This is a genomic window from Pseudomonas sp. R45(2017) (assembly GCF_002112305.1).
In the GTDB taxonomy this organism is placed as follows: domain Bacteria; phylum Pseudomonadota; class Gammaproteobacteria; order Pseudomonadales; family Pseudomonadaceae; genus Aquipseudomonas; species Aquipseudomonas paraglycinae.
This window is the reverse complement of sequence record NZ_NEHH01000010.1, coordinates 192,114-218,465: the sequence shown is the minus strand read 5'-3', so window position 1 is coordinate 218,465 and position 26,352 is coordinate 192,114. Positions and strand designations below refer to the sequence as shown.

Below are 26,352 nucleotides of genomic sequence, written 5' to 3'. Positions count from 1 at the left end.
TCGGTGTTCGATCGTTCCCACGCGGAGCGTGGGAACGATCGAGGCGCGGGGCTGATTATTTATCAGTCAACGCAAACTGCGTCAGGCAGAACGTCGGAATCCCCATGTCCTCAAGACGCTGCGAACCACCCAGTTCCGGCAGATCGATGATCGCCGCCGCTTCATGAACGCGGGCGCCCATGCGGCGGATCAGGTTGGCCGCTGCGATCAGCGTGCCACCGGTGGCGATCAGGTCATCGAACATCACCACCGAATCGCCTTCGCACAGGCTGTCGGCGTGCACTTCCAGGAACGCCTCGCCGTATTCGGTCGCGTACCCTTCAGCCAGCACGTCCGCCGGCAGTTTGCCTTGCTTGCGGAACAGCACCAGCGGCTTGTTCAGTTGATAGGCCAGCACCGAACCGATCAGGAAACCGCGCGCATCCATCGCGCCGATGTGGGTGAAGTCGGCTTCCACATAGCGGTGGGCGAAGCTGTCCATCACCAGGCGCAGGGCCTTGGGCGACTGGAACAGCGGGGTGATGTCGCGAAAGATCACGCCCGGTTTCGGGAAGTCGATCACGGGGCGGATCAGGGATTTGATATCGAAGGAGTCGAAGACCATCGTCGAGGTGTCCTGGCAGGGCTGCAAACGGCGCAGTATACCCGCGGCTGAAACGATTCGCTCGGCCGCGGGTCGAGATCAGACTTCGAGCGAGCCGCCGGCCAGGGCGCAGAGCTGGATCGGGTCGAGGATATGGATTTCCTTGCCTTCGGCGGCGATCAGTTCGTTCTGCTGGAAGCGGGTGAAGACCCGGGACACGGTTTCCACCGCCAGCCCAAGGTAGTTGCCGATTTCATTGCGCGACATGCTCAGGCGGAACTGGTTGGCCGAGAACCCGCGCGCGCGGAAACGTGCCGACAGGTTGACCAGGAAGGTGGCGATGCGCTCGTCGGCGGTTTTCTTCGACAGCAGCAACATCATTTGCTGATCGTCGCGGATTTCGCGGCTCATCACGCGCATCAACTGGCGGCGCAGCTGCGGCAATTGCAGGGCCAGCTCGTCGAGGCGTTCGAACGGAATCTCGCAGACCGAAGTGGTTTCCAGCGCCTGGGCGGAAACCGGGTGTTTCTCGGTGTCCATGCCGGACAGCCCGACCAGTTCGCTCGGCAGGTGGAAGCCGGTCAGTTGCTCTTCGCCGGTGTCGCTCAGGCTGAAGGTCTTGAGGGCGCCGGAGCGTACTGCATAAACGGAATCGAAGGTGTCGCCCTGGCGGAACAGGAACTCACCCTTTTTCAACGGGCGGCCACGTTTAACGATTTCGTCCAGCGCATCCATGTCTTCCAGATTCAGCGAAAGTGGCAGGCAGAGAGGGGCCAGGCTGCAATCCTTGCAATTAGCCTGGTTGTGAGCGCGCAGTTTAACTGGCTCGGACATTTCTTAAATCCTTGTGGGAAAACACACATAAGGCGTAAGGGTAACCCAGCGGAGGACATTCAGGCCAGCCTGTGGCGAGATTGCCTCCACGGCATAAAGCCGCAGGGATGACGGCCGATAAACAGGTATCTGACGGCATGCAAGGAACCGCTTCGATGACTGCTATTGGTACGCTGACCCCCGGTAACAGTGGCGTTGCGTCGTTGCTGGAAAGTGCTGAAACCTCCGTTGACGATGAGTCCGGCACAGACGCGGCATCGTTGGGAAGCCCGACCTTGGTCGAGGGCGTCAAAGTGTCGCTGTCCGGTGCCGCCATTGCAAAATCCGCCGGCTCCGGCGGAAAAAACCGCGATATCGAAGAAAGCGGTTTGCCTGAAAACGTCCAGCAATTACTGAAGATGATTCGCAAGTTTCGCCAGCAGATCGCCGAAAAGAACGCCCAGATCAACGCGCTGATGGCCAACAAGACCCTTTCCAACGAAGAGCGGTTCGCCAAGATCGCTGCCCTCAAAGGCGCCATCTCCGCCCTCAACAACGGTCTGATCACCGCCAATCTGTCCCTGGCCAAGGTCATCGACCAATCGGGCCTGACCGCTGACCAGAACCTGAAAACCAACTCGCTGTTGATGAAGAGCTAAATCACCCGCGAAAAACGCTGGCGGTTCTGCTGTTCCAGATACGCGTCGAACACCATGCACACCGAACGCACCAGCAGGCGCCCGGCCGGCAGCACGGTGATGCGCTCGCGATCCAGTTCGATCAGCCCGTCCTGCGCCATGCCTTGCAGTTGCGGCCAGAGCGCGCCGAAGTAGCCCTGAAAATCGATGTTGAAGCTGCGCTCGATCTCGGCGAAATCCAGGCTGAAATTGCAGATCAGTTGCTGAATCACCGCGCGGCGCAAGCGGTCGTCGGCGTTGCACACCAGGCCTCGGCTGGTGGCCAGTTGCGCGCCGGCGAGGGTGTTCTGGTAGTGATTGAGGTCGCTGCTGTTCTGGCAGTACAGGTCGCCGATCTGGCTGATGGCCGACACGCCCAGGCCGATCAAGTCGCAATGGCCGTGGGTGGTGTAGCCCTGGAAATTGCGTTGCAGGGTCGACTCTTCCTGAGCAATCGCCAGTTCATCGTCGGGCAGGGCGAAGTGGTCCATGCCGATGTAGCGGTAGCCGGCGGCGGTCAGTTGTTCGATGGTGCGCTGGAGCATTTCCAGTTTCTGCGCCGGGCTCGGCAGTTCGTTGCCGTTGATCCGCCGCTGCGGCATGAAGCGTTCCGGTAGGTGCGCGTAGTTGAACACCGAGAGCCGGTCCGGTTGCAAGCTGATGACTTCCTCGACGGTGCGGGCGAAGTTGTCCGGAGTCTGCTTGGGCAAACCGTAGATCAGGTCGATGTTGATCGAGCGAAATTGCAGGGTGCGCGCCGCATCGATCACCGCGCGGGTTTCTTCAAGGCTTTGCAGGCGATTGACCGCCCGTTGCACCGCCGGGTCGAGATCCTGCAGGCCGATGCTGACCCGGTTGAAGCCCTGTTCCCGCAGCAGGCCCATGGTCGACCAGTCGGCTTCGCGTGGATCGATCTCGATGCCGTAATCACCGGAATCATCGTCCAGCAGATTGAAATGCTTGCGCAGGTGCGCCATCAGTTGCCGCAATTCATCGTGGCTGAGAAAGGTCGGCGTGCCGCCGCCGAAATGCAGTTGTTCGACTTTCTGCGCCGGGTCGAGGTGGCAGGCAATCAGCTGGATTTCCTGCTCGAGCCGTTGCAGATACGGCAGTGCACGGCCGCGATCCTTGGTGATGACCTTGTTGCAGGCGCAGTAGTAGCAGATGTTCGCGCAGAACGGCACGTGCACGTACAGCGACAGCGGGCGCAGGGCCTTGCGGCTGTCGCGCAGGGCGTGAAACAGGTCGAAGGTGCCGACCTGGCTGTGAAATTGCACGGCCGTCGGGTACGAGGTGTAGCGCGGCCCCGCCAGGTCGTAGCGGCGGATCAAATCGGTGTCCCAACGAATGGCGTCGAGCATGCGGGCATTCCCCCGGATAGGCTGGCAGTGTGCCGAGTCTAGGGGAGGGCACAAAAAGGCGTCTTGATTTGCATCAACGGGATCAGTGGCCCATCAGCCAGTGCTGGTGCGGCCCCGGCAGGGTCCAGATGCCGAACAGGATCACCAGCAGACCGCCGGCCATACGCACGCTGCGTTTGCGCAACAGCGCGGTCACTCGTTCGGCGGCGAGGCCGGTCGCCAGCAACACCGGCCAGGTGCCGAGCCCGAAGGCGAGCATCAGCAACGCGCTGTCGAGTGCATTGCCCTGGCTGGCCGACCACAACAGCGTGCTGTAAACCAGCCCGCACGGCAGCCAGCCCCACAGCGCGCCGAGCAGCAAAGCGCGAGGCAGGCTCGACACCGGCAGCAAGCGGTTGGCCACCGGTTGAATGTAGCGCCACAGTCCGCGACCGAGGCTCTCAATGCGGGTCAGGCCGCTCCACCAGCCTGCCAGATACAGACCCATGGCGATCAGCAGCAACCCCGCGAGTACGCGCATGAACAGCGCGGCTGGACTGTTGGCCACCGCCCATCCTGCCAGCCCGATCAGCAACCCGGCCGTGGCATAGCTGAGAATTCGCCCGAGGTTATAAGCCAGCAGCAATCGAAAGCGTCGGCTGTGTTGCTCCTTGGGAATCGCCAGGGTCAGCGCGCCCATCAGGCCGCCGCACATGCCCAGGCAATGCCCGCCGCCGAGCAGGCCGAGAATCAACGCAGACACCAGCAGTGGCGCCAGTTCAAGCATGGGGTGGCGCCTTGTCGTCCGGTTTGGCCGGGTTGGCTTCGTCCACGGCGGCGGTGTGGTTCGGGTCTTGGTCGTCGAACAGGATGCTGTGGGCCGGGCCGTCGAGGTCGTCGTACTGGCCGCTGTCCACCGCCCAGAAGAAGATGTAGACGGCGATGGCCACGATCAGCAGCGCGGCCGGAATCATCACGTAGAGAGCTGGCATCTGTACTCCATGCCCGCGCGGCTCAGGCCGGCAGCGGGCGGGTTTCTGACGTGGCGTTGACGGTCGGCGCGCTCGGCAGGCGAGTCAGGCGCAGGGCGTTGAGCACCACGGTCAGCGAACTGATCGACATGCCGACGGCGGCCCACACCGGAGTGATCCAGCCGAGGGCGGCGAACGGCAACATGAGGCCATTGTACAGCGTGGCCCACAACAGGTTCTCGATGATCACCCGACGGGTACGGCGGGCCAGCGTGAAGGCCTGCACCAAAGCGTCGAGCCGGTTGGACAGCAGCACTGCGTCGGCGCTGGTTTTCGCCAGATCGGTGGCCGAGCCCATGGCCACGCTGATGTCCGCAGCGGCCAGCACCGGCACGTCGTTGACCCCGTCGCCAAGCATCAACACCTTGCGGCCGTCCCTGTGCAGTTGTTGCAGCACTTGCAGCTTGTCGTCCGGACGCAGACCGCCCCGGGCCTCGTCGATACCCAGTTCGGCAGCGACGCTGGCGACCATCGGCGAACTGTCGCCCGACAGCAGCAGTGTGCGCCAGCCGCGCGCCTTACAGGCGGCGAGCAGGGCCGGAGCGTCGTCGCGCAGACGGTCGTCGAGGGCGAACCAGGCCAGCGGTCCCTGGAGGTCACCGAGCAGCAGCCATTGCCCCGGCTTCTTCGGCATCGATGGCACCGGCGTGCCGCTGAGGTCACAGACAAAATCCGCCTGACCGATGCGCAAACGCTGTTCGCCAACCAACCCTTCCAGCCCCAGGCCCGGCGTGCTGTGGACATCTTCGGCAGCCAGCGGCGCGCGACCGAAGGCGCGGGCGATCGGGTGTTCGGAACGGTTCTCCAGAGCCGCGGCGAGGCTCAGGCATTGATCGCTGTCGAGGGCGCCAAGCGGGCGGATCGAACGCAGCACCAATCGGCCTTCGGTGAGGGTGCCGGTCTTGTCGAAAATCACCGTGTCGATCTGGTTCAGGCCTTCCAGCACATGACCGCGCGTCAGCAGCAGGCCGAGTTTATGCAGGGTGCCGGTGGCGGCGGTGAGGGCGGTCGGCGTCGCCAGCGACAGCGCGCACGGGCAGGTTGCAACCAGCATCGCGAGGACGATCCAGAACGCTCGCGACGAATCCAGCTCCCACCACAGCAGGCCGATGGCGGCGGCTGCGATCAACGACAACAACAGGAACCATTGCGCTGCGCGGTCGGCGATTTCCGCCAGCCGTGGTTTTTCCGCCTGGGCGCGATCCAGCAGGCGAACAATGGCCGACAGTCGCGTGTCCTGGCCGAGCGCCTGCACCTCGACGGTCAGCGCGCCTTCCACGTTCAGCGTGCCGGCGGTGACGGCGTCGCCCTTGGCGCGCGGTTGCGGCAGGTATTCGCCGGTCAGCACCGATTCGTCGATGCTCGATTGACCATCGAGGATCTTGCCGTCCGCCGGCAGCACAGAGCCCGGTTGCACCTGCACCCGATCACCGAGACGCAGTTCGCTGAGCAATATGCGTTCGCTCTGGCCGGCGTCGTCGAGGCGCAGGCACGAAGCGGGCAACAGATTGACCAGTTGTGCGGTGGCAGCAGCGGTGCGCTCGCGGGCGCGACGTTCTAGGTAGCGCCCGGCGAGCAGGAACAGCGCGAACATGCCTACCGCGTCGAAGTACAGCTCGCCGACCCCGGTGATCGAAGTCCAGATCCCGGCGACATAAGCCGCGCCGATCGCCAGTGATACCGAGACGTCCATGGTCAGGTGACGGGTGCGCAGGTCGCGCATGGCCCCTTTGAAAAATGGCGCGCAGCTGTAGAACACGATCGGCGTGGTGAGGAACAGCGCGACCCAGCGCAGAATCGTATGCAGCTCCGGGCTGAGGTCGATGTTGAATTCCGGCCAGGTCGCCATGGTTGCCATCATCGCCTGAAACCACAGCAGCCCGGCGACCCCGAGTTGGCGCAGGGCAAGGCGGTTTTCGCTGGCCAGTTGTTCGCTGGCGCGGTCGGCATGATACGGGTGTGCGGCGTAGCCGATGTGGCGCAGCTCGCCGAGGATCTGGCTCAGTGGCAGCTGAGCGTCAGCCCAGCGCACATGCAGGCGATGGTTAGACAGATTGAGCCGCGCCTCGGCCACGGCGGGCAGGGTGCGCAGGTGTTTCTCGATCAGCCAGCCGCACGCGGCGCAACTGATGCCTTCCATCAGCAGCGTGGTTTCGGCCAGTTCGCCTTCGTGGCGCACGAAAGGTTGCTGCACGTCGGCGCGGTCGTATAGCTCAAGTTCATCGACCAGTTGCACCGGCAGCGCTTCGGGGTTGGCCGAAGCTTCGCTGCGGTGCTGGTAATAGCTTTCCAGGCCGCCGGAGACGATGGCTTCGGCCACGGCCTGACAGCCGGGGCAGCAGAACTCGCGGGACTCCCCGAGCACGACGGCGGTGAAGCGGCTGCCGGCCGGGACGGGCAGGGCGCAGTGGTAGCAGGGGAGTGGAGTGGTCATGGCATTGTCGAGGGAATAAACCCTTGGAATCGAGTGGTCCGCTTGCCCTCACCCCAGCCCTCTCCCGGAGGGAGAGGGGGCCGATCGGTGGTGGCCGGATTAATGGGTTCAGTCAGCGACATCGTCACTGGCATACATGGCGCGTGCAAGCGTCCGAGAACAGTTCCCTCTCCAGGGGGAGAGGGCCAGGGTGAGGGGGCACTTGCAGGCTGCTTAATTCTTCAGGTCTTCTGCACCCTGCAGCGGCTCATCACCCAGCAACAAATCCTTGTCATGGCTGACCAGCTCTTCTTCGAACATCCGCCACACGTGATCGTCCTCAGTACCCAGCAACTCCACAAAACGCCGGCCTTCGATCTTGTCGCTCAACTGGCCGATGTAACGACCTGTTTCAGTCTCGCTGCGCGCCAGGACGATCTTGCGATCCTTCTCCGGCTGGGTCGGCGAGATCAGGTTCAGTTCCAGGGTTTTCGGCTGGCTGTCGCCGCTCAGGCGCAGGTCGACTTCGCCGGTCACGTCATCCAGGTGCACGGCAGCGCGCATCTTCAGGGTCTGGGCCAGCAGCTCACGATCCAGCGAACGGTTGATGCCTTTGCCGGCCTCGTAGTAGTTGTCGTTGACCAGGTTGTCCGGGTTGTTCACCGCGATGGTCACCATGGACAGCGTCAGGGTCACCGAACAGGCCAGAATCCCGATGATGATCCATGGCCAAAGGTGCTTGTACCAGGGACTTGCGGCGTTTGCTGCGGGCATGTTCAGTTCTCTCAACGATTTTGTGGGCCGATGAACCGGCTCTTGGCTTCTACGTGGACGCTGTCGTCATCGGCATCCTTGAGGATGAATTTCACCTCGTTGGTGCTCGATGGCAATTGTTCAGGCGCGCTCGACAGCTCGACCGGCATGCTGAAGATTTCCCCGGCCGGCACCTTGATCTCGCGCTTGCCTTGCAGGCGCAGATCCGGCAAACCGGCGGCTTCCAGCACGTAGGTGTGGTCGCGCTGATCCTTGTTCATGATTTTCAGGCTGTAGACGTTTTCGATCCGGCCTTCAGCGTTTTCACGGTACAGCACGCGGTCCTTGCTGACGTCGAAACCCACCAGCGAACGCATGAAAAAGGCCGTCACCAACAGGCTGATCATCGCCAGCAGCACCACGGCATAACCGATCAGGCGCGGCCGCAGTTTATGGGTTTTCTGCCCGGACAAGTTGTGCTCGGTGGTGTAGCTGATCAGCCCGCGCGGGTAATCCATCTTGTCCATGATGCTGTCGCAGGCGTCGATGCACGCGGCGCAGCCGATGCACTCGATCTGCAGGCCGTCGCGGATGTCGATGCCGGTCGGGCAGACCTGAACGCACATTGTGCAGTCGATGCAGTCGCCCAGGCCTTGGGCCTTGTAGTCGACGCCTTTCTTGCGCGGACCACGGCTTTCACCGCGACGCGGGTCGTAGGAAACGATCAGGGTGTCCTTGTCGAACATCACGCTCTGGAAGCGCGCATACGGACACATGTAGATGCACACCTGCTCGCGCAGCCAGCCGGCGTTGCCATAGGTGGCGAGGGTGAAGAAACCGACCCAGAAATACGACCAGCCATCGGCTTGCCCGGTGAAGAACTCGAAGACCAGTTCGCGGATCGGCGAGAAGTAGCCGACGAAGGTCATGCCGGTGACGAAACCGATCAGCAACCACAGCGCGTGCTTGGCGAATTTGCGCAGGAACTTGTTGGCGCTCATCGGCGCCTTGTCGAGCTTGATGCGCTGGTTGCGGTCGCCTTCGGTGACCTTTTCGCACCACATGAAAATCCACGTCCACACGCTTTGCGGACAGGTGTACCCGCACCAGACCCGGCCGGCATACACGGTGATGAAGAACAGGCCGAACGCGGCAATGATCAGCAGCCCGGAAAGCAGAATGAAATCCTGCGGCCAGAACGTGGCGCCGAAAATGAAGAACTTGCGTTCCGGCAAGTTCCACCACACGGCCTGATGGCCGCCCCAGTTCAGCCACACCGTACCGAAATACAGCAGGAACAGCGCGGCGCCGCCCATCATCCGCAGATTGCGGAACAGACCGGTGAAAGCACGGGTGTAGATTTTTTCTCGAGAGGCGTAAAGGTCGACGCTGTTGTTCGCGTTCTTGTTGGGGGGCGTGACGTCGTGTACCGGAATCTGGTTGCTCATCATTGCATCCCACGGCAGTGGAAAAATGCCTCGGTCGATACGTGCCGGCCGGGGTCAAAAAGGGGTGTTGCAGTGGCCCAATGATACGCCTGTCATACCGACGAACGGGTGCGACCTTTGGTCGCGTTGGGGAAAAATCATGGATGGTGTAGCGAATGTAACAAAGCGTGATGCAGATCAATTGACTTGTTGAGTATGGACGGTTTTTTCCGGGTGGCGAGTCGAATCGTCCAACACGCCTGGGGGGCAGCCTTGGCTCAGGATGCCGTTTGCTTCAAGGGCATCCGGCGGAGTTATTGCAAGTCTCAAGCTGAAAAGCGCTGGAAGGTTTAACTTTTTATAGAATCGATTGAATAGTTAAGTTGGGTTGTGTGTTGTGGGTATTAGTTGTTGCATGAAGTGTTTTGCTCGGGCTTGAAATATATAAAATCAATTGCTGCTTGTCGGGCATTTGAAATAAACATCGTTCTCGAATAGTTTGCGTCTGCGGCTGTTCGCAGCTGAGTTTATCTATTATTTATATGAGCAAGGATTGAGTTGTATGTTTATCAAGGAAGTAACAAGGCTGGTGGCGTGTCTGTGTGTATTGTTTGCACCGTTCGCGCTGTCCAGTGAAATGATGCCGCGGCATATGGTTTTCGCATCGGACCCTCAGTACCCATGGACGGACAGAACGGATAGTGGCCAGGCAGAGTCGGATGAGGATTTTGAAAAGCGCGCCAAATGGCTCGTGGATAGCCAGTTTGCGAGCATTGTGGAGTTTCGCAGCAAAATGGGTGGTCAGGCTGAAGTGCCATTGATGATCAACGGCGATCACGGCTTTCGGTCATCCTTATCAGATTTCATACATGAAGTCCGCGCTGAAAAAATACTTTGGCAGTGATTATTTATATGGATTGGGGAATCATGACTATCAGAATAACGTCGATGATTGTCTGGGTAATCGCTGCGCCGTAAACAGCGTCGTCGAATACCATGAACATCATGCTGGCAAGGTCGATGACTTTGATGTGCGTGTGACGGGTGGCGGATTTGGCAAACAGTATGATGGCAGTCTTGCCTACTCGAAGAATATCGGTCAGGTGCACCTTGTTCAGTTGAACAATGAGCCTACTTACGAAGTTCAACTCAAACATCCGTTGCACGACATGAAAATCAGCCAGTCCCTGGATTGGCTTGAGAAAGACTTGAGGGTTGCGCGGGCTCAGGGTTACGCAATCATCATCAATATGCACAAGCCCGATGACTGGGAGGGCGATGCGCAGCAGTGGCAGCGTTTTCAGGACATGATCGAAAAGTATGAGGTCACGGCCATTTTTGCCGGCCACTACCACACGCGGGGAGGCTCCAGAAAATGGTGGGGTAACGTCCCGGTTTTTCTCAGCGGCGGGACTTCCCAACAGACCTACCTGACGGCGAGCTTCACCGAGGATGGCAAGCAAATGCACGTCAACCTGGTCGAGAACAATGAGTGGCAAAAGCCGCGATTCGTGCACACGGTTCCGGTGAAATCCATCTGGGCCAGTCGCCCGTAAATCATTGCCTGGGCATCGCTTTTATTGGCGTTGCCCGGGACAGCTGACACTTTTCAAGGATGAAACGTATGAACAAAAGCAAGATCAAGGCACTCGGCATTACTCAGAAAGAAATCGATGCATTGGACGTCATTCTCAATAGCGCCATTCCGGGGGCTTCCCTGGCCGTCGCGTACCTGCAAGCGGCTTTGGGAACGATTGAGTCGGCTGAAGATGGAGAGGGCACGAAGCAGCCGGGTGGCCCGAACAGCAACCGGCCTGATGACGCTGGCAAGCAGCGCAAGCCCTCAGGCCTGGACAGTCTCGGTGGAGGCAACATTCTTTGAATCAGCACTGAGGTGAAACAAAACGGCCCCGCCAATTCTCATGGGCGGGGCCGTTTTTTGCTTCAAGCGTTGGCCTTACTGGGCCTCGGCTTCCGCTGGTTTTTCACCGTGGGACAGGCTGTAAACGTACGCCGCCAGCAGGTGAACCTTGTCGTTGCCTTGCAGTTGTTCCTGGGCAGGCATCTGGCCCTGACGGCCGTAACGGATGGTCTGCTGCAGTTGCGCGAAGCTCGAACCGTAGATGAACGCGGCCGGGTGGGTCAGGTCAGGTGCACCCATCGCTGGCGTACCTTTACCCGCCGGGCCGTGGCACGCCACGCAGTTGGCGGCGAACAGTTTCTGGCCGTTGGCCGGATCTGCCTTGGTGCCTTCCGGCAGCTTGCGGCCATCCAGGTTGGTCAGCACGAATGCGGCTACATCGGCCACGCCTTGCTCGCCGATCACTTCTGCCCAGGCCGGCATCACCGCGTGACGACCGCCCATGATGGTGGTCTTGATGGTTTCCGGCTCACCGCCCCAGCGCCAGTCGGCGTCGGTCAGGTTCGGGAAACCATAAGCGCCCTTGGCGTCGGAACCGTGGCAGACCGAGCAGTTGGAGGCGAACAGGCGGCCACCCATCTTCAGGGCTTGCGGATCCTTCGCGACTTCTTCGATCGGCATTGCAGCGAACTTGGCGAAGATCGGACCGAACTTGGCGTCCGAGCGAGCCATTTCCTTTTCCCACTCGTGAACGCCGGTCCAGCCGGTCTGGCCGTTGGCGAACGCGGTCTGCTTCTCGGTATCGAGGTAGTTGTAACCCGGCAGCAGGCCTTTCCAGTTGCCCAGGCCCGGGTACAGCACCAGATAACCCAGAGCGAACACGATGGTGCCCACGAACAGCATGAACCACCATTTCGGCAGCGGGTTGTCGTACTCCTCGATCCCGTCGAAGGAGTGGCCCACGGTCTCGTCGGTCTGCTCGCTGCGCTGGCCCTTGCGGGTCGACAGCAACAGCCAGGTCAGGGAAAAGATCGTACCGAGACTGAGGACTGTGACGTACAGACTCCAGAATGTAGTCATTCTTTGTTACTCCTAGAAGCTTGCTCGACGTGCTTGATGGCTTCGGGATCATCCGCGAAGGGCAGCAAGGTCGCGTCTTCAAACTCCGACTTGCGCTTGGGGCTGAACACCCACAACGCCAGGCCGATGAAGGCAACCATCACGACAACGGTGCCCAGGCCTCGAATCATCCCGATATCCATCAGAATCACCGTTTGCTTTTGATGATGGTGCCCAGGCCTTGCAGATAGGCCACCAGCGCGTCCATTTCGGTTTTACCCTTCACGGCATCTCTTGCACCGGCGATGTCTTCGTCGGTGTAAGGGACGCCGAGCGTGCGCAACACTTCCATTTTCTTGGCCGTGTCTTTGCCGTCGAGCTTGTTTTCCACGAGGAACGGGTAAGCCGGCATTTTCGACTCAGGCACGACGTTGCGCGGGTTGTACAAGTGCGCACGCTGCCAGTCATCGGAGTAACGACCGCCGACACGGGCCAGGTCTGGGCCGGTACGTTTGGAACCCCACAGGAACGGGTGATCCCAGACGCTTTCACCGGCGACCGAGTAGTGGCCGTAGCGTTCGGTTTCGGCACGGAACGGACGGATCATCTGCGAGTGGCAGCCGACACAGCCGTTGGCGATGTAAACGTCGCGGCCTTCCAGTTCAAGGGCGGTGCGCGGCTTCATGCCTTCGACCGGCTTGTTGGTGACATCCTGGAAGAACAGCGGAACGATTTGGGTCAGGCCACCGACGCTGACGGCGATGACCATGAAGAAGGCCAGCAGGCCAATATTCTTCTCGACAGCTTCATGCTTCATCAGTGAGCTCCAACTACGGCGATCTTGGCGGCGGCTTCGGCTTCAGCCGGGTTCGAGGCGCGAACGGTGCGCCATACGTTGTAAGCCATCAACAGCATGCCGCTGGCGAAGAACGCACCGCCCAGAGCTCGGACGATGAAGCCAGGGTGGCTGGCCTGCAGCGCTTCGACGAACGAATAGGTGAGGGTGCCGTCGTCGTTGATTGCACGCCACATCAGGCCCTGAGTGATGCCGTTGACCCACATCGAAGCGATGTACAGCACGGTACCGATGGTCGCGAGCCAGAAGTGCGCATTGATCAGACCGGTGCTGTGCATCTGCGCGCGGCCGAACAGTTTCGGGATCATGTGGTAGATCGCGCCGATCGAGATCATCGCTACCCAGCCGAGAGCGCCGGCGTGTACGTGGCCGATGGTCCAGTCGGTGTAGTGCGACAGCGAGTTGACGGTCTTGATCGCCATCATCGGACCTTCGAAGGTCGACATGCCGTAGAACGCCAGCGATACCACGAGGAAGCGCAGGATCGGGTCGGTGCGCAGCTTATGCCAGGCGCCCGACAGGGTCATCATGCCGTTGATCATGCCGCCCCAGCTCGGTGCCAGCAGGATGATCGACATCGCCATGCCCAGCGACTGTGCCCAGTCCGGCAGTGCGGTGTAGTGCAGGTGGTGCGGGCCGGCCCAGATGTACAGGGTGATCAGCGCCCAGAAGTGCACGATCGACAGACGATAAGAGTAGATCGGACGTTCGGCCTGTTTCGGCACGAAGTAGTACATCATCCCCAGGAAGCCGGTGGTCAGGAAGAAGCCCACGGCGTTGTGGCCGTACCACCACTGGATCATCGCGTCGGTGGCGCCCGAGTAAGCCGAGTAGGACTTGAACAGGCTGACCGGCAGCGACATGTGGTTGACGATGTGTAGCATCGCGGTCACCACGATGAACGCACCGTAGAACCAGTTACCGACATAGATGTGCTTGGTCTTGCGCTTGGTGATGGTGCCGAAGAACACCAGCCCGTAGGAAATCCAGACAATGGCCAGAAGAATGGCGATCGGCCATTCCAGTTCCGCGTATTCCTTGGTGGTGGTGTAACCCAGCGGCAAGGTAATGATCGCGCCGACGATCACCGCTTGCCATCCCCAGAAGGTGAAGGCCGCGAGGCTGTCGGAAATCAGTCGCGTCTGGCAGGTTCGCTGCACGACATAGTAGGAAGTGGCAAACAGTGCACAACCACCGAAGGCGAAAATCACCAGGTTTGTGTGCAACGGGCGCAGGCGTCCAAAGCTCGTCCACGGCAGACCGAAATTCAACTCCGGCCAGACCAGTTGCGAGGCGATGAAGACACCGAGCCCCATGCCAAGGATCCCCCAGACCACCGTCATGATGGCGAACTGGCGGACTACCTTATAGTTATAAGCAGTCGGACTGATTGCTGTGCTCATTCTAAGGTTCCACGGTTTGGGTGTTTTATTAGGATTAAAATCGGCCGCAAGTATGTAGAAAGCAGGGGGTCAATGCAACGCGCCATGACCTGGGTCAATGCTTTCCAACGCTGATTCTGCGGCCTTTCCATGCGCCGCGTAAGGACAAAATTGCCCTCGGGCAAAATGTCGCAGCGGACGAAAAAAGCGAGGGGTCCCGGTCGGATGTAACGGGGTGTGTTCGAACGCTCGGTTCGGGTGACGGACGGTAATTGGCACGACAGCCGGTATCTACCGGCCTTTGCGGCCATGTCAGTCAGCTGATTCGTTCAACGCCTCGCTCGGGGTCGACCTGGAACCGGCACGGGCCAGTCCGCATCGAGCAAGCGTAGACCCGAATCCGGGTAACCGAAAGGAGAGGGGGTGAAGGGGTGCGACAAAAGGAAGCAGCTGCAAGCTGCAAGCTGCAAGCGACAAGACGAATCATGTCGCCTGCAGGATTGTATACATTGCTTGTGATTTTACTTGGAGCTTTCAGCTTGAAGCTTGTCGCTCAACTGCTCAGTATTTTTTGACAGACTGTATACGTAAGCGGCGAGCAGTTGCACTTTATCGTTACCCAGCAGCTCGTTCTGAGCGGGCATGTGGCCTTGACGGCCATGGCGAATGGTCTGCTCGAGCTGGGTCAGGCTGGTGCCGTAGATGAAACCGGCCGGGTGCGTCAGGTTCGGCGCGCCCATGGCTTCGGTGCCCTGGCCGTTTGCCCCGTGACAGGCGGTGCAGGTTGTGCTGAACGCCTGCTGACCCGCTTGGAGATCAGCCTTGTTGTCCGCCGGCAGTGGCAGCCCCGCCAGTTCATGACGCACATAGGCGGCGACGTTTTTCACGCCAGTCTCGCCCAGCACGTCACCCCACGCCGGCATCGCCGCCATCCGGCCACCCATGATGGTGGTCTTGATGGTTTCCGCACTGCCGCCCCAACGCCAGTCCTTGTCGGCGAGGTTAGGGAAACCGAACGCACCCTTGGCGTCCGAGCCGTGGCACACCGAGCAATTGGAGGCGAACAGACGGCCACCCATTTTCAGCGCCTGCGGATCCTTCGCCACTTCTTCCACCGGCATCGCGGCGAATTTGGCGAAGATCGGCCCGAATTTGGCGTCAGCCTTGCTCATTTCCTTTTCCCATTCGTGGACGCCGGTCCAGCCGTCCTCGTAGCCGGGCAGGATGCCTTTCCAGTTGCCCAGGCCCGGATAAAGGATCAGATAACCCACGGAAAACACCAGCGTGCCGGCGAACAGCATGAACCACCACTGCGGCAGCGGGTTGTCGTACTCCTCGATGCCGTCGAAGCTGTGGCCCATGGTCTGGTCGACGCTGCCCTTGGTTTCGCCCCGACGGGTGCCGACCAGCAGCCAGGTCAGGCCGATCAGGCTGCCGATGGTCAGTACGCAGATCCACGTACTCCAGAAGGTGGTCATGGCCGGGTACTCCTTGTTTCATTAACTTGGGTAGTGTCGGGTTGCGGCTCGTCGGCAAACGGCAGCAGGCGCGCTTCGGCGAATTCCGGCGTGCGCTTGCGGTTGAACACCCACAGGGTCAGGCCGACGAAGGCCACGAACACCACGACCGTGCCGAGGCCGCGAATCAGCCCCGCGCTCATTTCAAAGGCCATCTCGATCACCTCTTGCTCTTGATCGCAGTGCCGAGCACTTGCAGGTAGGAGACGAGGGCGTCCATTTCGGTCTTGCCCTTGAGGCTGGCCACCGCGCCGCTGATGTCGTCGTCGGTGTAGGGCACGCCGAGGGTGCGCATGGTCTTGAGCTTGGTTTCGGTGTGGCTGCTGTCGACCGGTTGGGTGACCAGCCATGGGTAGGCCGGCATTTTCGATTCCGGTACAACGTTGCGCGGGTTGTACAAGTGCGCGCGGTGCCAGTCATCCGAGTAGCGCGCGCCAACCCGGGCCAGGTCCGGACCGGTACGCTTGGAACCCCACAGGAACGGGTGATCCCACACGCTTTCACCGGCCACCGAGTAGTGCCCGTAACGTTCGGTTTCAGCGCGGAATGGACGGATCATCTGCGAGTGGCAACCGACGCAGCCTTCGCGGATGTAGATGTCGCGGCCTTCCAGTTGCAGCGCGGTGTAGGGCTTCATGCCTTCCACCGGTTTGTTGGTCACGTCCTGGAAGAACAGCGGGACGATCTGGGTCAGGCCGCCGATGCTCACGGCGAACACCATCAGCAGCATCAGCAGGCCGACGTTCTTTTCAATCGTTTCGTGTTTCATGGCGGACTCCTCAGGCCATCTGCGCGGCAGCAACGACGTCAGCAGGCTGCGAGGCCCGCACGGTGCGCCAGGTGTTGTAAGCCATCAGGAACATGCCGCTGAGGAAGATCGCCCCGCCAATCAGCCGCACGACGAAGCCTGGGTGGCTGGCCACCAGGGTTTCGACGAAGGAGTAGGTCAGCGTGCCGTCCTCGTTCACTGCACGCCACATCAGGCCCTGGGCGATGCCGTTGACCCACATCGAGGCGATGTAGAGCACGGTGCCGATGGTCGCGAGCCAGAAGTGCGCATTGATCAGGCCGATACTATGCATCTGCTCTTTGCCGAAGATTTTCGGGATCATGTGGTACAGCGCGCCGATGGAAATCATCGCCACCCAGCCGAGCGCGCCGGCGTGTACGTGGCCGATGGTCCAGTCGGTGTAGTGGGAGAGGGCGTTGACAGTCTTGATCGCCATCATCGGACCTTCGAAGGTCGACATGCCGTAGAACGCCAGCGACACCACCAGGAAGCGCAGGATCGGGTCGCTGCGCAACTTATGCCAGGCGCCCGAGAGGGTCATCATGCCGTTGATCATGCCGCCCCAGCTTGGCGCCAGCAGTACCAGCGACATCACCATGCCCAGCGACTGCGCCCAATCCGGCAGCGCGGTGTAGTGCAAGTGGTGCGGGCCGGCCCAGATGTACAGGGTGATCAGCGCCCAGAAGTGCACGATCGACAGGCGATACGAATACACCGGACGTTCGGCCTGTTTCGGCACGAAGTAGTACATCATCCCGAGGAAACCGGCGGTGAGGAAAAAGCCTACGGCGTTGTGGCCGTACCACCATTGCACCATCGCGTCGGTCGCACCGGCGTACACCGAGTAGGACTTGGTGAAACTCACCGGCAACTCAAGGTTGTTGACGATGTGCAGGATCGCCACGGTGATGATGAACGCGCCGAAGAACCAGTTGCCCACATAAATGTGTTTGGTCTTGCGCTGCATGATCGTGCCGAAGAACACGATGGCGTAGGCGACCCAGACGATGGTGATCAGGATGTCGATCGGCCATTCCAGCTCGGCATATTCCTTGGAGCTGGTGTAACCCAGTGGCAGGCTGATGGCTGCCAGCAGGATCACCAGTTGCCAGCCCCAGAAGCAGAACGCGGCGACTTTCGGCGCAAACAGCTGGGTCTGGCAGGTGCGCTGCACCGAGTAGAACGAACTGGCGAACAAGGCACAGCCGCCGAACGCGAAGATCACCGCGTTGGTGTGCAGCGGGCGCAGGCGTCCGAAGCTGGTCCACGGCAGGTTGAAGTTGAGTTCGGGCCAGACCAATTGAGCCGCGAGAAAAACCCCGAGCCCCATGCCGACGATGCCCCACACCACCGTCATAATGGCGAATTGGCGGACCACCTTGTAGTTGTAGGCGGTACTGATAGAAGTGTTCATGGTTCCCCATCCACGGTTCAGCCGAAGTGAGCGCCGACAGCGCGTCCTTCGCCTGGAGTTATAGGCAGACTAAAAGCGAGGCAAGCATGGACAAACAGCACAAGGCCAGTATTGACGGGGATCAATGGGCGCAGTGCCTGCGGGATCACGGGTGGCTTTGGGATGCGGCTGTTGGGGAGGCTTCGGCGACGCTCATTCTCGCGCATGGGGCGGGGGCGCCGATGGACAGTGAGTGGATGACGAATATGGCTGGGCGCCTTGCCGGGCTTGGGGTGAATGTGTTGCGGTTTGAGTTTCCTTATATGGCGCAGCGGCGGGTTGATGGGGTCAAGCGGCCGCCGAATCCTGCGGGGAAATTGCAGGAGTGCTGGCGTGAGGTTTTCGCTGAAGTGCGACGTCATGTCGCTGGGGTTTTGGCGGTTGGCGGGAAGTCGATGGGGGGGCGGATGGCGAGTTTGCTTGCCGATGAGCTTGGCGCGGATGCGTTGGTTTGTCTGGGGTATCCGTTTTATGCGGTTGGGAAACCTGAGAAACCACGGGTCGAACATCTGGCTGGGTTGAAGACTCGGACGCTGATTGTTCAGGGCGAGCGAGATGCGCTGGGGAATCGCGAAGCGGTCGAAGGTTATTCGTTATCGCCGGAAATTGAAGTGTTTTGGCTGGCGGCGGGGGATCATGATTTGAAGCCGCTGAAGGTTTCCGGGTTTACGCATGAGCAGCATTTGGCTTCGGCTGCGGAGAAGGTTGCCGGGTTTCTTCGTTGAGGTTTGGTTGGGGGTGTATATCCGTTGCTGCGGTTATGGCTGCTTAGGGTTCCGCCCTTACGGCGGGTCACTTTTGGCAAACGCCCCAAAAGTAACCAAAAGGTCTAGGCCCCGGCGTTCGGCCCCTCGCTGAGGCTCGGGGTTCCTTCGTTCCGGGATTCGTCCGGGGGGCATCGCCTACGGTTTGCTTCGCTGCACCTCCTCTCGATGTGTTTGGCTTCGCCAAACGGTCGCTGCGCTCCCACCCCCGGACGAATCCCTCCACTCAGCCTGCCGAAGGGGCCCGAAGATCAAAAGCTTTACTCGAGCTAACGCTCATCGTGTTGAGTGGTTAGAAGCGGGATGTTTGCTTTTTAAGGCCAGAGTTCACCTCGGTATTTCACGTCGGCGTACCTCGTCCAGACACCTCGGTCAGTCCCCTCTCCCTCGTGGAGAGGGCTAGGGTGAGGGGAAGGTTTCACTGGCACGCCACCAAAACTCAAAGCTCCCACAGCCCGGCATTTCCAGCGAATAAACACGATCGCGTAACCACGTTTAAAGTACACGAACCGTTACGCCATAAGGGCTACAACACCTTGCGTCGTTGCCTACGCGTACGCCAGAATCCGCCGGCTTACGCAGCTTGGAGAGGGCTATATCGTTTCCCTGTCACTGAAAAGTGGCTGGGTTTGGTAGCCCGATTCGAGTTGTGGTTATTGCGACACCTTCAATGCTGTCTCTTTTCTGAGGTGCAGCTTTGTATGGTGGGCATGCGTGGGGCTCATTCGTGAGCGCCGGGTTTCCCAATTCGACCGGTCTACCAACCCGCGCATGGCCGCCACCCGCCGTTTGGTAGCGAGGGTGATGGCTCCTATTTTTCGAATTGGAGTTCTATCTATGTTCAAAGCCACACCAAACCCGCCAGAAACCGATTCAATCCCCTACGACGCCGCACTGGAAGCCGAAAACATAAAAACGGCAACCGAACGGGCGATCAATCATTACCTCGATCCTGGGGCGCAGAAGACGTCCAAACCATCGCGCAAGCCCGGCAAGATCTATCTGGTCAATCCAACAATGGATGACGAAACGCTGCTGGTCGAAGCGTGCGAAACGCTGTCATCGGCCAGTGACATGGCCCGGGACCTCGGCAACACCGTCGATCCGTCGCAGCGCAAGGCGATGCAGATTCTGCAGCAGGTCATCATGCTGAGTGAGCTGCTAGTCAATCGTGTGCTGGATAACCATCACGTCTCGCGGTAGTTGCGGCCTCGGTGAGGGGCTTGTCCCCTCACTGCCAGGCAGCCGTCTATAAAAATCCTCAAGCGACTCTTTCCGGAGTTCCAGCTGATGTCCAAGACCGTCATTCCCCCGTTAGAAGATCCGGTGTCCCCGTACGAATTTCCCGATTCAAGAAAACTCCACGACGCCGCCGAACGCGCCCTCGACTATTACCTGACCCCGGCAGCCCGGATCATGGCCACGCCCTACACCCCAAACGACATGTTCATGGTCAACCCGCAAACCGACACTGAATCCCTGCTGGCCAACGCCTGCGAATCCCTCGCGTCAGCCACGGTCATGCTCGGTGGCTTTGCCGGCCTGCTGGAAGGGCCGAACCGCAAAACCCTGTTGGGCATTGCGCAGGTGGTGATGTTGGGCGAGTTGGCGGTGAATCAGGCGCTGGATAACCTCGTGCCGAAGGCGTAAGTAGCAAGGCAATAAAAAACCCGGAAGCTCTCGCTATCCGGGTTTTTGTATTGCAGACCAATCAGCGGTTAAACCGCTCCACCAACGAGTATTGCGTGTTGGCAGTCTTGGTCAGCTCTTCACTCAGCAGCGCCGAGTTATGCGCCTGTTCCGAGGTCTGGTCCGCCAGTTCCGAGATGTTGCTGATGTTGCGGCTGATTTCTTCAGCCACGGCACTTTGCTCTTCGGTCGCGGCGGCGATCTGGGTGGTCATGTCGGTGATGTTGGCCACCGCTTCGCTGATGCCGACCAAGGCCTGGTCCGCTTCCAGAACCCGCGCTACACCTTCTTCCGCCTGGCGATGCCCGGCTTCCATGGTTTGTACGGCGCTCGAAGCGGTTTGTTGCAGCTTGGCGATCAGGGCGTGGATCTGGCCGGTGGATTCGCTGGTGCGTTGTGCCAGTTGGCGGACTTCGTCGGCGACTACGGCAAAACCACGGCCCATTTCGCCAGCACGCGCTGCTTCGATCGCAGCGTTGAGGGCGAGCAGGTTGGTCTGATCGGCGATGCCTTTGATCACGTCGACCACGCCGCCGATTTCGTCGCTGTCCTTGGCCAGTTGGGTGACGGTCAGGCCGGTTTCACCGACCACGACCGACAGGCGCTGGATGGCTTCGCGGGTTTCGCCGGCGATGTCGCGGCCGCGGCCGGTCAGACGATTGGCTTCCTGAGTGGCGTCGGCGGTGCGCTGGACGTGGCTCGCCACTTCTTGCGTGGTGGCGGCCATCTGGTTGACGGCGGTGGCGACCTGTTCGGTTTCCACGCGCTGACGTTCCAGACCGCTGGAGCTGTTGTGCGCCAGGGCGTCGGACTGTTTGGCCTGATCGGTCAGGTGCTCGGCGGTGTCCTGCAGACGGGTCAGGCAGGTTTTCAGGCGCGCTTCCTGGCTGAGGATCGACATTTCCAGACGCGCCTGGGCGCCACGGCTGTCGGTGTACATCTGCGCGATCAACGGGTCGGAGGTGGTCTGCTCGGCCAGACGCAGCAGGCGCTTGAGCCCGCGTTGTTGCCATTGCAGGCCCAGCAGGCCCAGCGGCACCGACAGACCGGCGGCGAGGGCGAAGCCCCACTGCGAGTTCAGGGTGGCGCCGATCATGAAGCTCAACTGGCTGACCAGAATGAACGGCAGCCAGTCCTGCACAATCGGCAGCCACTTGTCGCTCGAAGGAATCGCCGACTTGCCCTGGTTGATGCGTTGGTAGAGCGCTTCGGCACGGCGGATCTGTTCGGCGGTGGGTTTGACCCGCACCGACTCGTAACCGACCACCTGATTGCCGTCGAACACCGGCGTTACATAGGCGTTCACCCAGTAGTGATCACCGGTCTTGCAGCGATTCTTGACAATGCCCATCCATGGCAAGCCTTGTTTCAGTGTGCCCCACATGTGCGAAAACACCGCCGCCGGCACGTCAGGGTGACGAACCAGGTTGTGCGGCGCACGGATCAGTTCCTCACGCGAAAACCCGCTGATTTCGACGAAAGCGTCGTTGCAGTAGGTGATCACGCCCTTGGCGTCGGTTGTGGAAATCAACCGTTGCTGAGCCGGGAAAGTCCGTTCGCGTTGTGTAATGGGCTGGTTGTTACGCATGGTTTTTCAATCCGCAAGGCTTTGAAAGGTTGTCGGCGGGGTCGGCCATTTATTGAAATTTTTTTTCATTTATAAGTACGGCGTCGCAAAACGGCCCTTGCTTCAACCCGCGAGCATCGGATAGGTGAACAGGCCGAAATGCAGCAGGTTCAGGCCAAAATGCGTGGCGATCGCCGCACCGAGCCCGCCAAAACGGTAGGCCAGACCATAGCCGACACCCGCCAGGCTCGCCAGCAACACCCATTGCCAGCCAGCGCCCACATGCACCAGGCCGAACAGCAGGGACGCCAGCAGCAGCGCGAGGTTTTCGCCGTAGGGCAGGTGTTTGAAACGTCGGCTCAGGCCGCCCTGGATATAGCCGCGAAACAGCGCCTCTTCGACCAGCGTCACCAGCAGCAGATTGTTCAGCACCCACAGCCACGCCTGATCCGGCCATTTCGGCGCCCAGGTGATCATGCCCAGCAACACCGCACCGCCGAGCGCCAGAATCACACTCAACGTCAGTGCCAGCGCGGTGGCGTAAACCGTCAGGCGCAACGAACGACGCGCGACGATCCACGGGCAGACCAGCAGCAGCCAGAAGCCAATCAGCGGTTTGTCGAGATTCAGGTACATCGAGAACGGCACGGCGTTGTCGGTGAAGCGCTGCGGTTCGATGGCCCGGCCGTTGTAGAAACCCGGCAGCCAGTGCAGGGCCAGCGCCAGGGCCAACACGATAAACAGGCCATGGCCGAGATAACGCCCGACCGGCACGGTTTGCTGGCGCACGGCATAACCGGCGAAAACCAGCAGTGCAATGGAGATCAGCGCCAGCCAGCCGAGCTGGCCGAAACTCAGCGCCAATCCGTAACCAAGGCTGAGAAGCCCGAGATAGAGCCATGGCAGAGCTGTCATGGAAAGTCCTTGTGCACGATTTGTGGACAGGCTTTCTACACGGGTGGGGGCGAGGGGACAAGTGAAGGTGTGGCGAGAAACCGGGACAACACGCAAACCTGTGGCTGACACTGAGACCTGTGGGAGCTGGCTTGCCAGCGATGGCGTGTGCACAGTCGACATCTTCATTGACTGACTCACCGCTATCGCTGGCAAGCCAGCTCCCACAAGTTCTTGGGTGTGGCTGAAATGTCAGCGCAGGTTGAGCTTTGCCGCCGCACGCTCGGTGATTTCCGTGCGCAACTTCAGCGAAGGCGCCGCACGTTTGCGCGCCTCATCGACAACAGCACTCGGCGCCGTGTCCGGGCTGCCCGAATCAAACGGCGGCGCCGGCGCATATTCCAGCTGCAACTGCACCAGTTGCGCCGTATCGACACCCACCAGTTCCTGCGCCAGGGTCAGAGCAAAATCGATCCCGGCCGTAATGCCGCCGCCAGTAAACAGATTGCCGTCACGCACCACCCGATCCTTCACCGCAATCGCGCCCAGTGTCGGCAGCAGATCGTGATAAGCCCAGTGCGTGGTCGCCCGTTTACCTTGCAACAGACCCGCCGCGCCGAGCACCAGCGAACCGGTGCACACCGACGTCACGTAACGCGCCTGCGCCGCTTGCGATTTGATGAATGCCAGCGTCTGCTCATCCTCCATCAACGGCCCGACGCCTGCGCCGCCGGGTACGCAGATCACGTCCAGAGCCGGGCAATCCTCGAAGGTGGTGGTCGGTTTCAGCACCAGCCCGGTGCTGGCGGTGACCGGCACCAGATCCTTCCAGATCAGGTGCACCTGCACGTCCGGCAATGAGGCCAGCACGTCGTACGGGCCGGTCAGGTCGAGTTGCTGCACTTGGGGAAACAACAGAAAACCGATCTGCAACGCCATGGTTCTTCTCCGTGAAAAGGGGGGTAGACGGCTTCACTGTAGGCGCGTAGGTTTTGGCGCATACGCCAATCAGCCCACGAATTACGCCAAATGCCGAAAACCATCCACGTCCTCGCATTCGCCAATGTGCAATTGCTCGATGTCACCGGGCCGTTGCAGGTCTTCGCCTCGGCCAACGACATCGCCCGCCAGCAGGGTTTGCCTGCGCCGTACGCGCCAACGGTGATTGCCAGCGGTGGCGGGGCGGTGAACTCGTCCGCCGGGTTGGCGATGTTGGCCGAGCCGCTGCCGCCGCAGCCCAGCGATACGCTGATCATCGCCGGCGGCTGGGGCGTCTACGCCGCTGCCGAAGACGCCGAATTGGTGAACTGGGTACGTGAGCATGCGAATGGCTGCCGGCGCGTGGCTTCGGTCTGCACCGGCGCTTTTCTGCTGGCAGCCAGCGGCTGGCTCGACGGTCGCCGGGTCGTCACCCACTGGACCCGTTGCGAGCAACTGGCGCAGCAGCACCCCCAATTGCAGGTCGAACCCAATCCGATCTTCATCAACGACGGCCCGGTCTGGACCTCGGCGGGCGTCACCGCCGGCATCGACCTGGCGCTGGCCATGGTCGAAGACGACCTCGGCCGCGACATGGCCCTGGACGTCGCCCGGCAACTGGTGGTGTTCCTCAAACGCCCGGGCGGGCAGTCGCAATTCAGCGTGACGCTGTCACTGCAAAAACAGGGCAACCGCTTCGATGATCTGCACGCGTGGATTGCCGAACACCTGACTTGCGACCTGGGCATCCCGACCCTCGCCGAACAGGCCGGCATGAGCGAGCGCAGCTTCGTGCGCCACTACCGCGCCGACACCGGCCAGACCCCGGCCCGCGCCATCGAACTGATCCGCGTCGAAACCGCCCGCCGGTTGTTGAGCGATACCGGACTGCCGATCAAACGGGTCGCGGCCAATTGTGGATTTGGCAGTGAAGAGACGTTAAGACGCAGTTTCCTGCGGGCCATGGGTGTGACGCCGCAGGCTTATCGGGAGCGGTTTTCGGTCAGCGCTGCAGCAGATCCAGTAATGCCTTGAGCGTTTCGCCCGGCGCTTCCTCGGGAATGTTATGCCCGACACCCGCCAGCACCCGCCGCTCGTAAATCCCGGTGAAGTGGTGGGCATCTTCATCGTCTTCCGGCGCCGGGCCAACGCCATCATCCGCACCGCACAGCGAAATCGTCGGCACGCCGATCGCCGGTTGTTTCTCCAGCGCCTGCTCCATCCACTCCAGCGCCGGATCGCCCGGCGCATACATGAAGCGATGGCGATAAGAGTGAATCACCACCTCGACGAAGTCCGGGTTATCGAACGCCGGCGCGCTCAGCGGATAACGCTCGGCATTCCGCGCCCAGGTCGGTGACCACAACTGCCAGAGCAACTCGCACAGCGCCCGCCGGTTTTGCGTCAGCCCTTCAACGCCACGGGGCGTATGGAAGTAGTACTGATACCAGTAGCGATGCTCGCTCTGCGGATCCAGCGGCTGGATCGAATTCGGAATGTCTTGCAGGTTATAGCCATCGCCCGTCACCAACCCGCGCACGCGCTCGGGATACAACGCCGCCACAATGCACGCCGCCCGACCGCCCCAGTCGTAACCGCACAATGTCGCTTGTTCGATCCCCAGTGCATCCATCAGCTCCAGCAGATCCTGCGCCAGCGCCGCTTGCTGGCCGGAACGCGGGGTGTCCGGGCTGTTGAAACGGGTCGGGCCGTAACCGCGCAAGTACGGCACGATCACCCGGTAGCCCAGGGCAGCGAGGGGCGGGGCGATTTCGTCGTAGGCGCGGGGGGAGTAGGGGAAGCCGTGGAGGAGGATGACCGGCGTGCCGTTTTCCGGGCCGTGATGTTCATAGGCGATGGTCAGGCTTGGAGTTTGGCTGAATCGGATTTCGGCACGGGTCATGGAAAGTCTCCTTACACCTCGGCTTCCGCCACCTGATTGAAATACTTGCTCCGATCCGGCGTAAACGTCACCACCATTTTCGTCCGCGAGCAGGTCATGACGCGCTCGGCACCCAGGTCAATATCCAGATCTTCCCCGCGCAGACCCTGCCACTGGGCAAGGTATTTCAGCGATCCGTATTTTTCATTCTTCTTCAGGCTGCGACTGACCCCGCCTTTCCAGCCCAGTACCGGCAGTTCATCGGCACTGCAGCGTTGGGCGAGGTCGGGGAAACGGGCGGCGCGCTGGCGGCCGATTTCCCAGCATTTGATCAGGCCCTTGTCGGCGGCTTCCCACAGTTCGTCGCGCTTGAGGCCGGTGCGCAGTGGGGTATCGATCTGGCGGTGGATGCGTTGGCTCATTCTGGTTCCTTGAATCGGGTTTTTATTGGACAGCTCCGCTGTGCCCGTTGCGGTGGATGGTAGGGGGCGATGTAACAGCTGGCAACAAGGTATTTCGGGGTGTAAGTGTGAGTTGTGGGCCAAGCGTTAACGGGGTTGGCAGGTTTCTGTAGGCCGTGCCATCAACAAGTTGTATCGAAAGGAATCGATTGTGTGGGCCAG

At 60.7% G+C, this 26,352-nt stretch carries 27 protein-coding genes and 1 pseudogene; 7 read left to right on the top strand and 21 right to left on the bottom strand.

Features of this window, described 5'->3' with window-relative positions:
- Positions 1–55: 55 nt before the first annotated feature.
- Entirely contained in the window at positions 56–604 is a 549-nt protein-coding gene (locus tag CAF74_RS23125) for an adenine phosphoribosyltransferase (protein WP_003223345.1), read from the bottom strand.
- 78 nt (positions 605–682) lie between these two features.
- Entirely contained in the window at positions 683–1,417 is a 735-nt protein-coding gene (gene fnr / locus CAF74_RS23120; protein WP_007951654.1) for a fumarate/nitrate reduction transcriptional regulator Fnr, read from the bottom strand.
- Positions 1,418–1,572: 155 nt separating this feature from the next.
- On the opposite strand from fnr, the gene CAF74_RS23115 reads away from it, so the two are divergent.
- Complete coding sequence (locus CAF74_RS23115; protein ID WP_085747887.1) at positions 1,573–2,055, top strand: hypothetical protein; 483 nt, start codon at positions 1,573–1,575, stop codon at positions 2,053–2,055.
- On the opposite strand, the gene hemN is transcribed toward CAF74_RS23115, so the two are convergent.
- The 6 genes from hemN to ccoG form a co-directional block, all read right to left on the bottom strand.
- Positions 2,052–3,434 (bottom strand): oxygen-independent coproporphyrinogen III oxidase, encoded by a 1,383-nt coding sequence (gene hemN, locus CAF74_RS23110; RefSeq protein ID WP_085747886.1) that lies wholly within the window; start codon positions 3,432–3,434, stop codon positions 2,052–2,054. The two genes, CAF74_RS23115 and hemN, sit on opposite strands and share 4 nt — an antisense overlap.
- Positions 3,435–3,516: 82 nt before the next feature.
- Positions 3,517–4,200, bottom strand: coding sequence for a sulfite exporter TauE/SafE family protein (locus CAF74_RS23105; RefSeq protein ID WP_085747885.1), 684 nt, complete (start codon positions 4,198–4,200; stop codon positions 3,517–3,519).
- The gene (ccoS, locus tag CAF74_RS23100; protein WP_007951659.1) at positions 4,193–4,405 is read right to left on the bottom strand and encodes a cbb3-type cytochrome oxidase assembly protein CcoS; all 213 of its coding nucleotides are present in this window, start codon (positions 4,403–4,405) and stop codon (positions 4,193–4,195) included. Before ccoS ends, CAF74_RS23105 begins: the two co-directional genes overlap by 8 nt.
- Positions 4,406–4,427: 22 nt before the next feature.
- Positions 4,428–6,878 (bottom strand): heavy metal translocating P-type ATPase, encoded by a 2,451-nt coding sequence (locus CAF74_RS23095; RefSeq protein ID WP_085747884.1) that lies wholly within the window; start codon positions 6,876–6,878, stop codon positions 4,428–4,430.
- 213 nt (positions 6,879–7,091) lie between these two features.
- Positions 7,092–7,631 (bottom strand): FixH family protein, encoded by a 540-nt coding sequence (locus CAF74_RS23090; RefSeq protein ID WP_085747883.1) that lies wholly within the window; start codon positions 7,629–7,631, stop codon positions 7,092–7,094.
- Between the two features lie 11 nt (positions 7,632–7,642).
- Positions 7,643–9,058 carry a cytochrome c oxidase accessory protein CcoG gene (gene ccoG, locus CAF74_RS23085; protein ID WP_085747882.1) on the bottom strand — a complete coding sequence of 472 codons (1,416 nt, stop codon included), beginning with the start codon at positions 9,056–9,058 and terminating at the stop codon, positions 7,643–7,645.
- Between the two features lie 541 nt (positions 9,059–9,599).
- Between ccoG and CAF74_RS23080 the strand changes: the two are divergent.
- Together CAF74_RS23080 and CAF74_RS23075 are read left to right on the top strand one after the other, a co-directional pair.
- A pseudogene (locus tag CAF74_RS23080) lies at positions 9,600–10,593 on the top strand (metallophosphoesterase).
- A gap of 68 nt (positions 10,594–10,661) precedes the next feature.
- A complete protein-coding gene (locus CAF74_RS23075) occupies positions 10,662–10,919 on the top strand; it encodes a hypothetical protein (RefSeq protein WP_085747881.1) in 258 nt (85 codons plus the stop codon).
- Positions 10,920–10,994: 75 nt separating this feature from the next.
- Here CAF74_RS23075 and ccoP (CAF74_RS23070) read toward each other — a convergent pair whose 3' ends face one another.
- The 8 genes from ccoP (CAF74_RS23070) to ccoN (CAF74_RS23035) all read right to left on the bottom strand — a co-directional run bounded on the left by ccoP (CAF74_RS23070) (position 10,995) and on the right by ccoN (CAF74_RS23035) (position 17,916).
- Positions 10,995–11,978 carry a cytochrome-c oxidase, cbb3-type subunit III gene (gene ccoP / locus CAF74_RS23070; protein ID WP_039770046.1) on the bottom strand — a complete coding sequence of 328 codons (984 nt, stop codon included), beginning with the start codon at positions 11,976–11,978 and terminating at the stop codon, positions 10,995–10,997.
- Entirely contained in the window at positions 11,975–12,160 is a 186-nt protein-coding gene (locus CAF74_RS23065; RefSeq protein ID WP_003175465.1) for a CcoQ/FixQ family Cbb3-type cytochrome c oxidase assembly chaperone, read from the bottom strand. The genes ccoP (CAF74_RS23070) and CAF74_RS23065 overlap by 4 nt, the downstream gene beginning before the upstream one ends.
- Before the next feature lie 5 nt (positions 12,161–12,165).
- The gene (gene ccoO, locus CAF74_RS23060) at positions 12,166–12,774 is read right to left on the bottom strand and encodes a cytochrome-c oxidase, cbb3-type subunit II (RefSeq protein WP_011333287.1); all 609 of its coding nucleotides are present in this window, start codon (positions 12,772–12,774) and stop codon (positions 12,166–12,168) included.
- Entirely contained in the window at positions 12,774–14,216 is a 1,443-nt protein-coding gene (gene ccoN, locus CAF74_RS23055) for a cytochrome-c oxidase, cbb3-type subunit I (protein ID WP_039770049.1), read from the bottom strand. The genes ccoO (CAF74_RS23060) and ccoN (CAF74_RS23055) overlap by 1 nt, the downstream gene beginning before the upstream one ends.
- Positions 14,217–14,716: 500 nt before the next feature.
- Complete coding sequence (gene ccoP / locus CAF74_RS23050) at positions 14,717–15,673, bottom strand: cytochrome-c oxidase, cbb3-type subunit III (RefSeq protein ID WP_085747880.1); 957 nt, start codon at positions 15,671–15,673, stop codon at positions 14,717–14,719.
- A complete protein-coding gene (locus CAF74_RS23045; protein WP_011333290.1) occupies positions 15,670–15,867 on the bottom strand; it encodes a cbb3-type cytochrome c oxidase subunit 3 in 198 nt (65 codons plus the stop codon). Before CAF74_RS23045 ends, ccoP (CAF74_RS23050) begins: the two co-directional genes overlap by 4 nt.
- A 5-nt stretch (positions 15,868–15,872) precedes the next feature.
- Entirely contained in the window at positions 15,873–16,481 is a 609-nt protein-coding gene (gene ccoO, locus CAF74_RS23040; RefSeq protein WP_039770055.1) for a cytochrome-c oxidase, cbb3-type subunit II, read from the bottom strand.
- Between the two features lie 10 nt (positions 16,482–16,491).
- Positions 16,492–17,916, bottom strand: coding sequence for a cytochrome-c oxidase, cbb3-type subunit I (ccoN, locus tag CAF74_RS23035; protein WP_085747879.1), 1,425 nt, complete (start codon positions 17,914–17,916; stop codon positions 16,492–16,494).
- 86 nt (positions 17,917–18,002) lie between these two features.
- Between ccoN (CAF74_RS23035) and CAF74_RS23030 the strand changes: the two genes are divergently transcribed.
- The 3 genes from CAF74_RS23030 to CAF74_RS23020 all read left to right on the top strand — a co-directional run bounded on the left by CAF74_RS23030 (position 18,003) and on the right by CAF74_RS23020 (position 20,369).
- A complete protein-coding gene (locus CAF74_RS23030) occupies positions 18,003–18,680 on the top strand; it encodes an alpha/beta family hydrolase (protein ID WP_085747878.1) in 678 nt (225 codons plus the stop codon).
- 876 nt (positions 18,681–19,556) lie between these two features.
- Positions 19,557–19,922, top strand: coding sequence for a DUF6124 family protein (locus CAF74_RS23025; RefSeq protein WP_039767501.1), 366 nt, complete (start codon positions 19,557–19,559; stop codon positions 19,920–19,922).
- A gap of 87 nt (positions 19,923–20,009) precedes the next feature.
- Complete coding sequence (locus CAF74_RS23020; RefSeq protein WP_085747877.1) at positions 20,010–20,369, top strand: DUF6124 family protein; 360 nt, start codon at positions 20,010–20,012, stop codon at positions 20,367–20,369.
- A gap of 61 nt (positions 20,370–20,430) precedes the next feature.
- Here the strand turns inward: CAF74_RS23020 and CAF74_RS23015 are convergent, their stop codons facing one another.
- The 3 genes from CAF74_RS23015 to inhA form a co-directional block, all read right to left on the bottom strand.
- Positions 20,431–21,996: a PAS domain-containing methyl-accepting chemotaxis protein gene (locus CAF74_RS23015; protein ID WP_064594745.1), complete on the bottom strand. Its 1,566-nt coding sequence runs from the start codon at positions 21,994–21,996 to the stop codon at positions 20,431–20,433.
- 102 nt (positions 21,997–22,098) lie between these two features.
- The gene (locus CAF74_RS23010) at positions 22,099–22,890 is read right to left on the bottom strand and encodes a CPBP family intramembrane glutamic endopeptidase (protein WP_085609004.1); all 792 of its coding nucleotides are present in this window, start codon (positions 22,888–22,890) and stop codon (positions 22,099–22,101) included.
- 231 nt (positions 22,891–23,121) lie between these two features.
- Complete coding sequence (gene inhA, locus CAF74_RS23005; protein WP_085747876.1) at positions 23,122–23,808, bottom strand: isonitrile hydratase; 687 nt, start codon at positions 23,806–23,808, stop codon at positions 23,122–23,124.
- Between the two features lie 90 nt (positions 23,809–23,898).
- On the opposite strand from inhA, the gene CAF74_RS23000 reads away from it, so the two are divergent.
- Entirely contained in the window at positions 23,899–24,882 is a 984-nt protein-coding gene (locus CAF74_RS23000; RefSeq protein ID WP_085747875.1) for a GlxA family transcriptional regulator, read from the top strand.
- Here CAF74_RS23000 and CAF74_RS22995 read toward each other — a convergent pair.
- Positions 24,851–25,750: an alpha/beta fold hydrolase gene (locus CAF74_RS22995; protein WP_085747874.1), complete on the bottom strand. Its 900-nt coding sequence runs from the start codon at positions 25,748–25,750 to the stop codon at positions 24,851–24,853. The two genes, CAF74_RS23000 and CAF74_RS22995, sit on opposite strands and share 32 nt — an antisense overlap.
- A gap of 11 nt (positions 25,751–25,761) precedes the next feature.
- Complete coding sequence (locus CAF74_RS22990; RefSeq protein ID WP_085747873.1) at positions 25,762–26,151, bottom strand: hypothetical protein; 390 nt, start codon at positions 26,149–26,151, stop codon at positions 25,762–25,764.
- Positions 26,152–26,352: the final 201 nt, after the last annotated feature.